Annotated in this window: 18 protein-coding genes and 1 pseudogene; 14 read left to right on the top strand and 5 right to left on the bottom strand. The window is 39.5% G+C overall.

Features of this window, described 5'->3' with window-relative positions:
* Positions 1–36: 36 nt before the first annotated feature.
* Together ACE1CI_RS20220 and ACE1CI_RS20215 are read right to left on the bottom strand one after the other, a co-directional pair.
* Positions 37–1317 (bottom strand): glycosyltransferase, encoded by a 1281-nt coding sequence (locus ACE1CI_RS20220; protein ID WP_413263897.1) that lies wholly within the window; start codon positions 1315–1317, stop codon positions 37–39.
* Positions 1318–1402: 85 nt separating this feature from the next.
* Positions 1403–2788: a cytochrome P450 gene (locus ACE1CI_RS20215; RefSeq protein ID WP_413263896.1), complete on the bottom strand. Its 1386-nt coding sequence runs from the start codon at positions 2786–2788 to the stop codon at positions 1403–1405.
* A gap of 184 nt (positions 2789–2972) precedes the next feature.
* Here ACE1CI_RS20215 and ACE1CI_RS20210 point away from each other — a divergent pair, with 184 nt between their 5' ends.
* The 4 genes from ACE1CI_RS20210 to ACE1CI_RS20195 all read left to right on the top strand — a co-directional run bounded on the left by ACE1CI_RS20210 (position 2973) and on the right by ACE1CI_RS20195 (position 8464).
* On the top strand, positions 2973–5213 hold the full coding sequence (locus ACE1CI_RS20210) for a phosphoketolase family protein (protein ID WP_413263895.1): 2241 nt from the start codon (positions 2973–2975) through the stop codon (positions 5211–5213).
* A 180-nt stretch (positions 5214–5393) separates the two neighbouring features.
* The gene (locus ACE1CI_RS20205; protein ID WP_413263894.1) at positions 5394–6317 is read left to right on the top strand and encodes an Rpn family recombination-promoting nuclease/putative transposase; all 924 of its coding nucleotides are present in this window, start codon (positions 5394–5396) and stop codon (positions 6315–6317) included.
* Positions 6318–6735: 418 nt separating this feature from the next.
* A complete protein-coding gene (locus ACE1CI_RS20200) occupies positions 6736–8298 on the top strand; it encodes a TRAP transporter substrate-binding protein (protein ID WP_413263893.1) in 1563 nt (520 codons plus the stop codon).
* Complete coding sequence (locus ACE1CI_RS20195; RefSeq protein ID WP_413263892.1) at positions 8291–8464, top strand: hypothetical protein; 174 nt, start codon at positions 8291–8293, stop codon at positions 8462–8464. Before ACE1CI_RS20200 ends, ACE1CI_RS20195 begins: the two co-directional genes overlap by 8 nt.
* Before the next feature lie 56 nt (positions 8465–8520).
* Here ACE1CI_RS20195 and ACE1CI_RS20190 read toward each other — a convergent pair.
* Positions 8521–8673 (bottom strand): annotated as a pseudogene (locus ACE1CI_RS20190) (helix-turn-helix domain-containing protein); the annotation flags it as partial.
* 235 nt (positions 8674–8908) lie between these two features.
* On the opposite strand from ACE1CI_RS20190, the gene ACE1CI_RS20185 reads away from it, so the two are divergent.
* The 4 genes from ACE1CI_RS20185 to ACE1CI_RS20170 are packed head-to-tail and all read left to right on the top strand — an operon-like array spanning position 8909 to position 10227.
* Positions 8909–9268 carry a type II toxin-antitoxin system RelE/ParE family toxin gene (locus tag ACE1CI_RS20185; RefSeq protein WP_413263890.1) on the top strand — a complete coding sequence of 120 codons (360 nt, stop codon included), beginning with the start codon at positions 8909–8911 and terminating at the stop codon, positions 9266–9268.
* Positions 9265–9546: a hypothetical protein gene (locus ACE1CI_RS20180; RefSeq protein ID WP_413263889.1), complete on the top strand. Its 282-nt coding sequence runs from the start codon at positions 9265–9267 to the stop codon at positions 9544–9546. Before ACE1CI_RS20185 ends, ACE1CI_RS20180 begins: the two co-directional genes overlap by 4 nt.
* On the top strand, positions 9524–9829 hold the full coding sequence (locus ACE1CI_RS20175) for a hypothetical protein (RefSeq protein ID WP_496615647.1): 306 nt from the start codon (positions 9524–9526) through the stop codon (positions 9827–9829). The genes ACE1CI_RS20180 and ACE1CI_RS20175 overlap by 23 nt, the downstream gene beginning before the upstream one ends.
* Positions 9826–10227: a type II toxin-antitoxin system VapC family toxin gene (locus ACE1CI_RS20170; protein WP_413263887.1), complete on the top strand. Its 402-nt coding sequence runs from the start codon at positions 9826–9828 to the stop codon at positions 10225–10227. The genes ACE1CI_RS20175 and ACE1CI_RS20170 overlap by 4 nt, the downstream gene beginning before the upstream one ends.
* 46 nt (positions 10228–10273) lie before the next feature.
* On the opposite strand, the gene ACE1CI_RS20165 is transcribed toward ACE1CI_RS20170, so the two are convergent.
* Both ACE1CI_RS20165 and ACE1CI_RS20160 read right to left on the bottom strand, forming a co-directional pair.
* Positions 10274–10582 carry a helix-turn-helix domain-containing protein gene (locus tag ACE1CI_RS20165; protein WP_413263886.1) on the bottom strand — a complete coding sequence of 103 codons (309 nt, stop codon included), beginning with the start codon at positions 10580–10582 and terminating at the stop codon, positions 10274–10276.
* Positions 10566–10967 (bottom strand): type II toxin-antitoxin system RelE/ParE family toxin, encoded by a 402-nt coding sequence (locus ACE1CI_RS20160; protein ID WP_413263885.1) that lies wholly within the window; start codon positions 10965–10967, stop codon positions 10566–10568. Before ACE1CI_RS20160 ends, ACE1CI_RS20165 begins: the two co-directional genes overlap by 17 nt.
* Positions 10968–11111: 144 nt before the next feature.
* Here ACE1CI_RS20160 and ACE1CI_RS20155 point away from each other — a divergent pair, with 144 nt between their 5' ends.
* The 6 genes from ACE1CI_RS20155 (at position 11112) to ACE1CI_RS20130 (ending at position 13673) form a co-directional block, all read left to right on the top strand.
* Positions 11112–11354 carry a hypothetical protein gene (locus ACE1CI_RS20155; RefSeq protein WP_413263884.1) on the top strand — a complete coding sequence of 81 codons (243 nt, stop codon included), beginning with the start codon at positions 11112–11114 and terminating at the stop codon, positions 11352–11354.
* 64 nt (positions 11355–11418) lie between these two features.
* Complete coding sequence (locus tag ACE1CI_RS20150) at positions 11419–11913, top strand: Uma2 family endonuclease (RefSeq protein WP_413263883.1); 495 nt, start codon at positions 11419–11421, stop codon at positions 11911–11913.
* A gap of 122 nt (positions 11914–12035) precedes the next feature.
* On the top strand, positions 12036–12269 hold the full coding sequence (locus ACE1CI_RS20145; protein ID WP_413263882.1) for a hypothetical protein: 234 nt from the start codon (positions 12036–12038) through the stop codon (positions 12267–12269).
* Between the two features lie 298 nt (positions 12270–12567).
* The gene (locus ACE1CI_RS20140) at positions 12568–12819 is read left to right on the top strand and encodes a hypothetical protein (RefSeq protein ID WP_413263881.1); all 252 of its coding nucleotides are present in this window, start codon (positions 12568–12570) and stop codon (positions 12817–12819) included.
* 41 nt (positions 12820–12860) lie between these two features.
* On the top strand, positions 12861–13226 hold the full coding sequence (locus ACE1CI_RS20135) for a YkvA family protein (protein ID WP_413263880.1): 366 nt from the start codon (positions 12861–12863) through the stop codon (positions 13224–13226).
* Positions 13227–13328: 102 nt separating this feature from the next.
* Complete coding sequence (locus ACE1CI_RS20130) at positions 13329–13673, top strand: MliC family protein (protein WP_413263879.1); 345 nt, start codon at positions 13329–13331, stop codon at positions 13671–13673.
* Positions 13674–13750 lie beyond the last annotated feature (77 nt).

Here is a 13750-nt window from a genome sequence, read left to right as displayed (position 1 = left end):
AATCCTCTTGAGTTTGACCTTAGCTGAAAATTTACCTTATTTGTTGTCGTAAAAAAAAACAGGCTTCCCCGTAACAACAACCTGCTCAATAATATCAGCAGCGCGACTCACTCCCCCAGATTGTTGAATTGCTGTTTGTAACCTGAGAGCATTCTTTTTATAAGAATCTTCAGTCAACACTTTCTGAATGGCATTTCGCAATTTAGGAACGCTCAATTTTTTCAACGGCACCATTTCTCCTGCACCTGTCCAACATATACGCGCTGCTACTCCTGGTTGGTCATTTGCGATCGGAATTGCTACCATTGGTACGCCATTAGTTAGCGATTCTAAAGTCGTATTCAAACCCGCATGAGTAATAGTCAAAGTAGCTTTTTGCAACAATTCTAACTGAGGCGCATAGCCAACAACCAGAGGATTTCCCGGCAACCCTTGTAAAGATTCTGGACTGCTGGAACCACCCAAAGAAATCACCAATTGGACATCCAATCCATCACAAGCTTCTGCAATAGATTGGAAAACATACATTAAGCGATTTTGCACCGTTCCCATAGAAGCATAAATTAAGGGTTTTCCGGTTAACTTTTGATAAGGAAAAGATACAGGTTCGCGAGTTATTGAGTTATGATATGGCCCTGTAAAATGAAAGCATGGAGGCAGATTTTTGCGGGGAAATTCAAATTCAGCAGGCTGTTGACTGATTTGGGCTAATTGGGAATTTCGATTAGCCTCAGAGTAGGCTGACAAATTACTTTGTTGGTGATACTCGTTCAAGAGATCTCGAATTGGTTTGACGATGCGATTGAGGAGATGATAAGCACCTTTGTTCCGCAGAGTTGCCCACCAAGCTGGATTATAATTCCAAGTTGTAAAAAATGGTGGAATTTCGTAATCTTGAGAAATTATGAGGGCACTGCAAACAGTAATAAAGGGAATATCCAAAACATCTGCAATAGTTGAACCGCCGGAAGTAATTTGATCTATCAGCAAAACATCTACACCAGCTTGCTTAATTGCATTTGGGGCATCGCGTAGTAAGACAGTAGTACTTTCTTTGATTAACTTGACAGTATACTGTAAAGCAGCAAACCCGCTCAATTCTCCAAGTTTTGACAAATTTTGCCTGGTTATCCCCACAGGATACTCTGATTCTCCAATTGCCCAAAAGTTTAACCCTGCTGCTAATGTCTTGGATTGAGCATCAGGTATTGCGAAAAGGGTGACGCGATGACCTCGTTGTTGCAGTTCGCGTCCCAAGGGAAGCATGGTGTTGAGATGTCCGGTTGCTGCGGGACAAAGCAGGCCAAAATGAGTCATAGTGATTAGGAGTTGGTGATTAGAGATTGATGATTGACAATTGGGTAAAATTAAATATTAAATCGCCAATCGTGATTTTTAATTGTTAACTAGTAACAACCGCCAAAGTCGGAGACTTCGCTTTCCGTTTACCCTTAACCAACAACTGAATACTACGATTTTGTGCTGTTACCAAACCCCGACGTACAGGTTTAATTTCTGTGCGATCGGCAAGTTCTAAATCCAAAGTTGAAAGCACTTTCGCTAATACCATTTTCATCTCAAATTGAGCAAAAGCAAAACCAATGCAGCGACGTGCGCCACCGCCAAAAGGCGAAAATTCATAAGGCGAAAATTGCCGTTCTAAAAATCTTTCTGGTTGAAATTTTTCCGGTTCAGGATACAAATCCTCACGCCGATGAGTTAGATAGATTGAACCTATTAAAACTGTGCCTGGTTGCAAATCGTAACCCACTAAATTTACAGGTTCTTTCACCACTCTGGGAAAAGTCAGCATCGCCACAGGATAAATTCTCATTGTTTCGCAGTAAACTGCATTGAGATAAGGTAATTTAAAAATAGCGTTGGGGTCTGGATTCTCGCCCAAAGTATCCAATTCTGCTAATAATTTTTCCCGCACTTCCGGGATTTTGTGAATCCAGTAGAATGCCCAAGCTAAGGCAGTTGCAGTAGTTTCGTGACCTGCGGTTAACAAAGTCATTAATTCATCGCGTAACTCTTCATCGGTCATCGCTTCTCCTGCGTCATCCCTCGCCGCCATTAGTAAGTTGAGAATGTCTGTGCGCGATGGGTCGAAATTTGCTCGTCGTTCCCGAATTTCCTCATAAATAAGTTTGTCAACTTGCTCTATGCGACGGCGAAATTGACCCCAAGGACTCCAAGCGCCGAAATCTTTTTGCAGGAATGGAAAATAGAGCATGGTAACACTCAACGGAGTACTTCCTTTATCGAGCATCTCGCTTAAAAGTTTTTCTAACTGTTGAGCGCGTGGGCCATCATATAAACCAAACACCGCTTGCATAATCACCCGCAGAGTGATAGTTTGGGTAGCACTCCGAGCCGAGAAGGATTGGCCTACCTGCCAGCTACTCATGATTTCCTCTGTTACTTTGGCAATTGTATCAGCGTAAGTTCGCATTCGATCGCCATGAAAAGGAGGCATCATCAACTGACGCTGACGCTGATGTTGTGCGCCACTGAGGGTAATCACAGATTGCTTTCCCACAAAAGCTTCAAAAATTTTATTCATCTCACCAGGGGCGGCAAACTGTTTTGTTGTATCATTACTCAAAATCTGCTGAAGCGCTTTGGGGTTGCTGACGAAGACTATCGGGTCAAATTCTGTGCCTAGTCGCATAGTAAAGATGTCGCCGTAGCGTTTAGCGCACTCTTCCATGTACTGCATAGGGCGAAAAACCCATTGGAGTGTTTGTACGAAGGTTGGACTTTGGGGGCCTTGTAGTTGTTTCATTGTCTCTACCGCCTGTTATTTGTGCAACTTAAACTAACTTAACCTAACTAATTTTTCTATGCCTCTCATTGGACTTAGTTATCTTTGCAACTTCTAACCCTTAAATTTTGACAACCTAAAAGTTGTAAAATTTTTGTTAAATAAATCGAGTTAATTCGATCTTAATACTAATAAGGAACTCAGCATGACTGCAACCACGCCAAAAGCAACTTCAGCATTTCCCGATTTTTGTGAAGGTATTCAATATTTTGGGGAAGCGCTGCCAGATTTTGAAACTTATGGTAAAACGCCTGCTATTGCTGAGGGAAAAACAGCAATTTCCGATCCGAGTGATGCTAACGCAGTTTATCAAACTCTTTTGTTTGCTGATGCTTTGCGTTATTTAACTTTACAAATTACCGGATCGAAAGCCTCTGGACACCCAGGCGGTTTTGCCAGTTCTGCGGAAGCTCATGCAGCATTAATTATGCTGGGCTACAAGAATATTCTCACAGAAGTTGGACACCACGCGCCTGGTTTTTATAGTTCGATGTTTCTCGATCGCTCTTTGGAAGACATGGACATTTATAATGTGCAACAATTGCGCGATCGTTTCCGCGAAAAACACGGTCTTTTAGGACACCTTTCCGGTTTTATTCCCGGTATTCTCGCACCTGCTGGCCCTTTGGGACAAGGGCAACATTTTGCAATGGCAGCTGCACTTTTGCACAGAGATAAACTTTTCCCCTTTACGATGGGTGATGGTGGCATGGGTGAACCTTACCCAATGAGCAGTATGGCACATTTTCACACGGCTTTCGGAGGAGTAACTAACTTTTTACCCGTGTTAATTTGGAACGGTTACAGTCAGGAACATCACAGCATGGTTTCGACTAAAACCAATGCGGAAATGTTAGATTATTGGCGCGGAAATGGTTTTGCAGAAGTCATTTTAATTGATGCGAAAGATTTTGACGATCAAAATCAACCTGGTGATTATGTAGATAGCACTGCCTTTTCTTTTGAACAACGTCTAGCGTTTACAAAAGCTGTATTAGAAGGTGTTGATAAAGCGGCAAAATCTGCTTTTAGCGGCAAATTAACTGCATTTATTATCAAACAATTAAAAGGTGCCGGAGTTCACGCCAGAGGTGCAAAATCTCACAACCTTTATCCCAAAGATACTTTAGATGCACCACACATTTCTAATGCTTTGAAAGGTCGGGCATTAACTACTGAAAGCTGGCAATTAGTCAGAACAAATTGCGAACGTGCTGGTGGTGGCCCTGCGGCGAAAACTGCGGTAACTGAATTTGAATTACCTTTGTCAGACTTAGGACAATTGCCTTTAGAAGAATATCCTGTTGGCGGAGATCCGAAAGTTTCGACTACAGCAATGGGTGCTTTGGTGGGTAAGGTTGGACAGAGCGATCGTACTTTTTTAGTCACCAACGCTGATGGCAACGAAGCATCAGGAATTGCCAACATTAACCAAGCATTAAAAATCATTCACCCCACCACAGATGACCTTTACAACCAATCACCAAACGGACAAGTTTACGAACCTTTGAGTGAAGATGCTTGTGCAGGTTTGGCAGTTGGATTATCTTTAATGGGTGCCAGAACTCTCTGGTGTTCTTACGAATCTTTTGCCATCAATGGTTTACCAATTTGGCAAACTGTTACCCAAGCAATGGCAGAATTACGCCGTCAAACTCCTGCCACAATTACCTTATTTACTGCTGGTGCATTAGAGCAAGGACGCAACGGTTGGACACACCAACGCCCGGAAATTGAAGCATATTTTGCAGCGATGATGCGGAATGGCAATGTGTTCCCATTATTCCCACCTGATGCTAACAGTATTCAAGCCTGTTATGAGTGGGCTTTAACCACAAAAAACAAGGGAATTGTGATTACTGCAAGTAAATCACCTTTACCAATTCGCACTACTTTTGAACAAACTCGCCAAGGTTTAAAAGATGGCGCAGTCGTGTTGCATGAAGTTGATCCCCCCCAAACCCCCCTTAATCAAGGGGGGAGTAAGAAAGTTGTGTTTGCAGTTGTGGGCGATATGACATTAATGCCAGTGTTTGAAGCAGCAGCTTTCTTAGAAAATGAAGGTATTGGCGCGAAGATTGTTTCTATTATCAATCCCCGCCGTTTGTATCGTCCAACTGATGTTGCTTGGGATACTTGTTCTCAAGCAGATGGCGAATTTTTGAGCGATGCAAAATTTGCTGAAATCTTTGATGGAGATGCGTTAATTGGTGTAACTGGTGGCGCTTCTGGAATGTTAGAACCGATCATGTTACGCAGTAATTCTAAACGCGATACTTTCGCTTGGAAACGGGGAGAAACTACCGCTTCTGCTGGTGAATTAATGGCGTTTAATGGGTTAACTGCGGAGGCGTTGACTAAGAGAGCGATCGAATTAATCCACTAAGTTTTTTGCAATGATGAAATGCCCCCGCCTGGGTTTCCGGGTGGGGGCTGACAATTAGAAAAAAAGGAGATAAAATTTAGTTGGAAATATTTGATTTAATCTTTTTAGATACAATTGTTGAAAAGCTCGATCGCAATAAAATTCTTACTACCCATTACCAGGCTAAAAAGGGAGAAGAAAATGAGATTTATCAGTCCCAAGGTCGATTATGCCTTTAAAAAAATTTTTGGTTCGTCACAAAGCCAAGAGATTTTAATTAGCTTTCTCAATGCGATTATTTATGAAGGTGAGAAAGTCATTCAATCCTTAACGATTGTTAACCCCTATAATCCGGGTCAAGTTCTCAGTTTAAAAGAAACTTATTTAGATGTCAAAGCCATTTTAAACGATGGCTCAGTTGTCCTCATAGAAATGCAAATAGCGCGAGTGAGTGCTTTCAGTAAAAGGGTAATTTATAATGTGGGGAAAGCTTATACAAATCAATTAGGAGTTGGCGAAAACTATTTTCGTCTTACCCCAGTAATTGGCGTGACGATTGTCGATTTTATTTTGTTTAACCAAACTGAGGATGTAATCACTCAATTTGTTTTTCAGGAGAAGACCAAAAAATTTGCCTATCCCGATCCTGAATTGCAGTTAATATTTATAGAGTTACCGAAATTCAAGAAAGGTTTATCGGAGTTAACAAGTTTAAGCGATCGATGGATTTATTTTATTAAAGAAGCAGTAACTTTGCAGGAAATTCCAGAAAGATTAGGAGAAGTCAGCGAGATCGAACTAGCATTAAATATCGCCAATCAAGCACACATGACAGTAGAAGAATTAGAATTAGTAGAGCGGCGAGCGATGATTCTACAAGATGAGAGAGGGCGACTGACTTATGCTATGGAAGAAGGCAGAGAACAAGGCAGAGAACAAGGGCGCGTCACGGAAGCGATCGCTTTAGTTATGCGTTTATTGAAAAAGCGTTTTGGAGAAATTTCCGAGGTAATAACCAACCAAATTGAAAACTTATCTGTGCAAAATTTGGAAAATTTAGCAGAAGATTTATTAGATTTTAACAGTTTGGCAGATTTGGAAAGATGGTTGGAGAGGCGTATTTAGTGCTTATGGATTGACTGAATGTCGTCAAGCCAGAATTCAAAGAAATCATATTGCTTATGCTATGTTGGTTTGGCTCAGACTTAAAGAGCAAGCATATCGCACAGGTCAAACTGTTGATCAGCTTAAACATCTATGTGCAGCTTGGCAGAAGCTTTTGACCGTTTAGCTGCTTAAAAATTGGTGGGGAAATCTGGCAATCGAAAACGAATCTACAAGAGTTGTAGCCGCAAGCATTTGAGAATAGTGTCAATAAGAACAAAAAATTGAGCCAATTTGTTGAAAAGGCAATGTGGTACAAAACAGGCTGTGCAAGGATTTCAGCCATACTGGTTACCCCGTCAGGAATTTAGGGAGTTTTCCGGAGCGAGGGTATCAATCTTTGTACCACTTTAGATATATATGACTCATCGGAGAAGAAATGTTAGCAGAATTACTTGAACTTGTAAGGATACTGTCTGAAGTAAGCGATCGCTCACAGCAGGCTGGAGACGAAAAACGTCAACGTATTGCAGAATACTTTGAGAACATTGCGAAATGTCTCCGGGAAACTGTAGAGGAACTCCAACAAGGAGGAGTACCTAACGCTCAATGGGGCGAACTGCAATCTTATGTTCAGCACTTGCCAACAACAAATATTGGTCAACCAGCAGCCGATCAACTATCTTCTCTGCTGTCGAGGCTCGTAACAAATTTACCAACAATTAACGATATTTCATCTATAGAGAATGCTGCTGGCACATGTAGGGGGCTTGCAAATATAATTAAGACAAATCAGAGTATTGTAAATCCAATTAATATAAATCCGATTCCGACAAACCCAACTGTAACTCAAGATCCTGGTACAACACGTCGTGAAGTTATTCGTAAAGTTATTACTTATACGGCTTTTGGTGCGGCAGGTTTAGTAAGCGGTTTATTATTAGATAAGGCTATATCTAGCCGTCAGACTAACCCTGGTGACGATCGATTGCCGTTGATTTCATGGAAAATGCAAACTTTTCTGAGCGATAATGTTAGAAAAACTATTCTTTATGATGCTCCACAACTCGTCTGCGATCGTGTCAGAAAAATGACGCAAGATCGCTTCAACATAACACTAGAAAGAACTGGAGAGACGGAGGAAATACTAACAAAAGTTAGCGCAGGTATTATAGAGTGTGGCTATAGTGGTATCTACTACAACACTCCGAAATATAGAGCGCTATTTTTTGGGTGTGCTATCCCCTTTGGCCTCAGTCCCCAAGAGCAAACCGCTTGGCTTCATTATAAAAAGAATCCTAATGATGAATTGACCTTTATGCAATCTATCTACAAGGAAAAACTAGGTTTAAACGTAATTCCCTTTCCCGCAGGAGCAACGGGAGGACAGATGGGAGGTTGGTTCAAAGCAAAGATTAATTCGTTAGCCGATCTTAATGATAAGAATAAGATCATGCGAATTCCAGGTTTAGGAGCAGAGGTTTGGCAAAGTTTGGGGATAACAACTCACGGTCTATTAGGTAAGCCGATTTCAGTAGATGAAGCTATTCAAAGGCTTAAAAATGGACTCTTTTTTGCTGTTGAGTGGACTTCACCATATGACGATATTCAGTTAGGTCTAAATAAAGCAGCAAAATTTTATTATTATCCAGGATGGTGGGAACCAAGTACTACATTTGATGTCCAAGTCAACATAGATGCTTGGAATAAATTACCGCCTCATTATCGAGAAATTTTTAAGCTTGCTTGTCATGAAACATACATAAGTATTTTGACTGAATACGATCAAAAGAACAGATTGGTGCTAAAAGAAATACAGAATAGCACAGACATTGAATTAGTTCCATTTAATAAAGATGTTCTAAACAATGCTAAACAGAAGACAAACGACTTACTGGATCTCTATGCTAAGCAAGACAACGTATTTAAGGAGGTTTACGACGAATGGCGTAACTTTAAAGAGACAATTCGATCGTGGTCAAATTTAACAAAAATTGAGTGAGATTGAGACTATAGTTTGGTTTAAGATTCAACAAGTACAACCTAAAGAAAAGTTAGCAGAAGGTTCTCTGGAAAAGTTTATGGAAACATTTGGGGCTTGGGAAAACGATCGCACCGATGAAGAACTCATCAAAGAAATCTATGAGAGCCGTAGTTTTTATAATTGAGAAGATGCTTTAAGGGAATGGGTTGAGGAGTACGATCGCTCTCTCCAACTCTAAAATCATTGTAGACGATCGCTATTCCCAACCAACTTAACTTCCAAACGTTGATTCAGCGCCCGTGCAATTTTTTGCAACATTGACAGCGAATGTCCCTCATAATCTGCATCTTCAAGTCGCGCAATCACTGACTGTTTTGTACCAATGCGATCGGCAGCATTACTGATTATTGGGAGCAAACTTACCCGGTTAAGTTTACGATAAAATTGTCCAAAGAGGAAACATTAGAAAGTTGGCAAGACACGCAGAATACAGAAGAGATGAGTGAGGATTTGGGAAAGCGATCGCACTATTCAAGCTAAAATAACTTATACAACTGATACCAGCTTTAAAGCTTCAGTTATAATTACAAAAGCTGGAGTCAAAATATTAAAGAGCTAAATTATTAGCGTGACTTGGGAGATAGAATATACTAATGAATTTCGACAGTGGTGGGAAGTCCTTGGGGAAACCCAGCAGGATGATATTATCAGTGTTGTGAAATTACTAGAAGAAAAAGGGCCTAATTTACCTTTTCCTTATTCTTCTGGAGTGAATCAATCAAAACATTCTCATCTTAGAGAACTAAGAATTCAAAGTGGAGGAAATCCCTTAAGAATTTTTTATGCTTTCGATCCGCGACGCACAGCAATATTATTAATCGGAGGTGATAAAACTGGGGATAACCGATTTTATGAAAAGTATGTGCCGATCGCCGATCGATTATACGATGAATACTTGACAGAACTACAGCAGGAGGGCTTATTATGACAGGACATCATAAATTTAACGAATTAATCAAAGATATTTCACCAGAAAGACAAGATAAAATTGAAGAAAAAACAGCCCAACTCAAGCAAAAAATAGCTTTAACTGAATTACAGCAAGCATTTTTAGAAAACCAGACAGATATATATGTTAATCATTTACGAGAAGTCATTGCAGTTATGGGGGGTGAATTAATTATTAAGGCGCGTTTTGCTGATAGAGAAGTAGTTATTAATAGTTTTAGAGAATTGCTTGAAAATGAAAATCAAAAAGGACTTTAATATAATTATGGAAAACTCCCAACCAGATGCAAATCAACCCGTTAGCGTTCTCACAGTAGCCGACTTAGAAGCGCTATTAACAAAAGTCGTTCGCAAAGTAATCAAAGAAGAAATGATTAACTTGCCAACTCAACAAGTACAACCTAAAACAACAGCAACAGAACATCATCTGGAAAAGTTTATGGAAAAATTTGGCGCTTGGGAGGACGATCGCACCGATGATGAAATCATCCAAGAAATTTATGACAGCCGTAGTTTTTCCAATTCAGAAGATACCCCGTGACTTATTTACTAGATACTGATACTTGCATTTATTGGCTCAGAGATCGTTATTTAGTTAGAGAAAAGGTTAGACAAGTTGGATGGGATGAGATTTCCATTTGTGTGATTACTGTTGCTGAATTGTACTTTGGTGCATATAATTCTAATCGGGTGACAGAAAATCTAGAGCGTGCAGAATTTTTTATCCAAGAATTATCTGTTTTACCTTTAACTGATGCAATTCTCAGACGCTTTGGGGAATTAAAAGCGCAATTTCGTAGAATAGGACAACCGATCGCAGATTTCGATTTAATGATAGCTAGTGTGGCTCTGGCAGAAAGTAAAATTCTAGTTACCAACAATACTCGACACTACGATCGCATCACCGAATTACAGCTAGAAAACTGGACTTTACCTTAGTAATATCTGAAAGTGCTTTAAGGGTATGCTCTCTCCAACTCTAGAATCATTGTAGACGATCGCTATTCCCAACCAACTTAACTTCCAAACGATGATTCAGCGCCCTGGCAATTTTTTGCAACATTGACAGGGAATGTCCTTCATAATCCGCATCTTCAAGTCGCGCAATGACTGACTGTTTTGTACCAATGCGATCGGCAAGTTGTTGTTGAGTTAATCCAGCTTGCTTTCTCGCATTGTAAATCAGCTGTGCTAACTCTGCATTAAGAGATGATTCCCTCACCATTTCTTCTATTTCAGGATCGTCCGCAGTCATTTTCTGAAGAATTTTTAGTGCATCATTTGTCATCGCCATTTTCTGTTTCCTCTACATAAGTATAGATTTCTGGGCTAATTTCAAATTGCTCTTTCCGTTTAATTGCTCGATCGATATCATTATCCAGTACTTCATCTCCCTCTTTAGTAATAGCATGAGCCAAAATCGCCACATTCTGCCCATGAAAAAAATATAGAATCCGATATTGTACCCGGATATGCTTTGCTCGCAACTCATAAATTCCATCTCTAAGGTAATCTGCTACTGGTCGTCGAAGTTCATAACCAGAACTAGCCAATAGCTGAATTCGAGCTACGCAGTTTGCATAACCTTTGCGATCTTGTTTTAGCAGAATTTTGAGCCATTCAAGAACTGGAACCTCACCCTTTTCATCTTGATAAAATACAACCCGTGTTTCAGGCACAGTCTTCAATTTATATAACTTACACTCATAATATCACAATATTGCTATAACAAAATACCTAACAAGTAAAAAATAGCGATCGCTCTCTCCAACTGTAGAATCATTGTAGTTTACGATAAAATTGTCCAAACAGGAGGGCTTATTATGACAGGACATCATAAATTTAACGAATTAATTAAAGATATTTCACCAGAACGACAAGCTAAAATTGAGGAAAAAACAGCGCAACTCAAGCAAAAAATGCCAACTCAACAAGTACAACCTAAAGAAACAGCCAAAATTGATGTCCGAGAATTATCTGGGATGTTGTATGAAGAAGGTAGAAAAGTTGTTTCTTTAGAAGAAATGGAAGAAGCGATTTCTGAGTGTGCAAGAGAGTCAGCTTGAAAGGACTCGATACTAACGTAGTCCTGCGCTTTTTATAACTGTAAAGGAAAGGAGGTAATTAATTATGAAATGGGAAGAAGTATGTGAAAATAAACAGTTACAAGACCTCCCTTTTAAAATTGAATTGAACAAATGGGGACAAATTGTAATGAGTCCAGCAAAACCAAAGCATTCATTTTACCAAAGTAGAATACAAAGCTTATTAGAAATGCTTCTGCAAACGGGTGTAGCAATGCCAGAATGTGCAATTCAAACAACTGACGGAGTGAAAGTTGCTGATGTTGTTTGGGCTTCCGATCCAAGAGCAGATATTATATTAGAAGAAACAGCAGCTTCTATTGCTCCTGAAATTTGCGTGGAAGTCAAATCTGCTAGCAATTCTTTAGAAGAAATGTTGGAGAAAAAAGACTTATATTTCGCCGCAGGTGCAGAGGAAGTTTGGTTTTGTGATGCTGAAGGTAAAATGAGATTTTATAATACACAAGGAGAGTTAAGCAAATCTTTGTTAGTCCCAGAATTTCCCGATCGCATTCAACGCCGAAATCAACCTACAGCCTGAAATATTTTATTTGCTTCTGTTTCTTTAGATAGATTAACAAACAGAGAATAATAATACCCAACGAAAGAGGAATATACTTGAGCAACTCTTTAAAATGAACATAAAATAAAAGGAGAGTAACTATGATAGAACCAAACCCAAAACATTCAAAAGCAGCGCCGGAGACAGATCCAAATATTCGACCTTATACCGATCCAAATCCTGCTACTTTTGTCGATCCTAATGTAGACCCTTACACAGATCGTGAACCGAAAATTTTTGAAGATCCTAACGTAGAACCTTACATTAGTTCCGATCCTGAACCCTATCAAAATCCTAATGTAGACCCCTATGTAAATTCAGAATTACAAAGCTAATTCTGCTTGCTAAACTTAGGAAAGTTTGGATTCCAGAAAGTTTGGTTTTGCTCTTTCGGGCGATCGCACTCTTCATCCATAGTTAATATTAGCGATCGCTCAACCTATACAATTTTTCCGTCAACTATCAAAAGTAATACTTTTAAATTCAATCAATTTTATTTACTTCATCTATAAGTATGATTTTTAGTTTTTAACTTTGGGAAGAAACCATTTGCTCTTAAGTTAAGCTAAAGTTAAGAATACACCCTTTTTCAAAACACGAAGGGAAAATTTTGTTAATAAGCGAGGTTAAGTTATGAATATTGAATCACTACTCGATGGAAGTATTAAAAAAGCATCTCAAGTTGTAGAAGAGGTAAAAGAACAGGCTGAAAATAAAGTAATAGAACCAGGTAAAAAAGCCTTGAAGCAAGCTGAAAAAGAAGCGAAGAAGGCGAAGAAAAAAGCTAAAAAAGAAACGAAAAAGGCTGAAAAAGAAGCTAAAAAAGCAGCTAAAAAAGCTAAAAAAAAACCACAGAAAGCTCTCAAACAGTTAACGCCGAGTTAGATGGTGCAGGTGACGATATTAAAAATTTAGGCAGTAAACCTGTGCAATTAGTTGCTTCAGTCTTAAGTGGTGCAATTAAAGATGTTAAAAAAGGCAAAATTCCTAAAAGAATTCATCTCGATGGTTTTCTTAACAATCTAAAATCCACAGTGGGGAATTTGCCTTTTAGCAAAGATGCGATCGCCATGTATTATTGCATGAAAGACTCGGAAACACCAACCTACGTTAAAGGTATAATTGCTGCTGCCTTAGCTTATTTATTCTTACCAGAAGATGCTATACCAGATTGGTTAGCAGGACTTGGTTTTACAGATGATTTGGTTGTGATGACAACGGCACTTTCAGCTATCAGCGGTAATATTACGGAAGAACATCGGCAAAAAGCCGAGGAATTTTTTGAGGCTTAGTTTGGATTAGCTAAATATTTCCTAAGAAATTACCCACTTTTGCGGAAAGCGATCGTAAGCTAGAGTAGTAACTTAAACTGCGGTGTGCAGGTATGTGAAGTTATGAAAACAATTAAACTCGCAGCTTTTCTACTACCAGCGGTTGTGGCGATCGCTAGTCTACCAGCAACCGCCGAGCAACAGCAAGTTGTCCGTTATCAATGCAACAACGGCAGGAGTTTTCAGGCACAATATTTACCAGAAACAGCACAAGTTAAACTTGGTGAAAATGAATCTTTAACTCTCAAACAAATTCCCGCTGCTTCTGGTGTTCGTTACACGGACGATCGTACCACTTTATTTACCAAAGGCGATCGAGCATTTATCCAAGTCGAAAATCAAGTGGTTTTTGACAGTTGTGTAGCTCAAGATCCGACTAATGAAAGACGTATTCGCGCCCTTTGGTAAATTTTTTGCTCAATAAATTGGGGTTAACTAAAATTGCTAGTTAACCCCTATCTTATACCCATAAGATTACATAAAAT

This window comes from Floridaenema flaviceps BLCC-F50, from assembly GCF_041929275.2.
Taxonomy (GTDB): domain Bacteria; phylum Cyanobacteriota; class Cyanobacteriia; order Cyanobacteriales; family Aerosakkonemataceae; genus Floridanema; species Floridanema flaviceps.
Note: the sequence above shows the minus strand (reverse complement) of the source record. Positions and strands in the feature narration are given on the sequence as shown.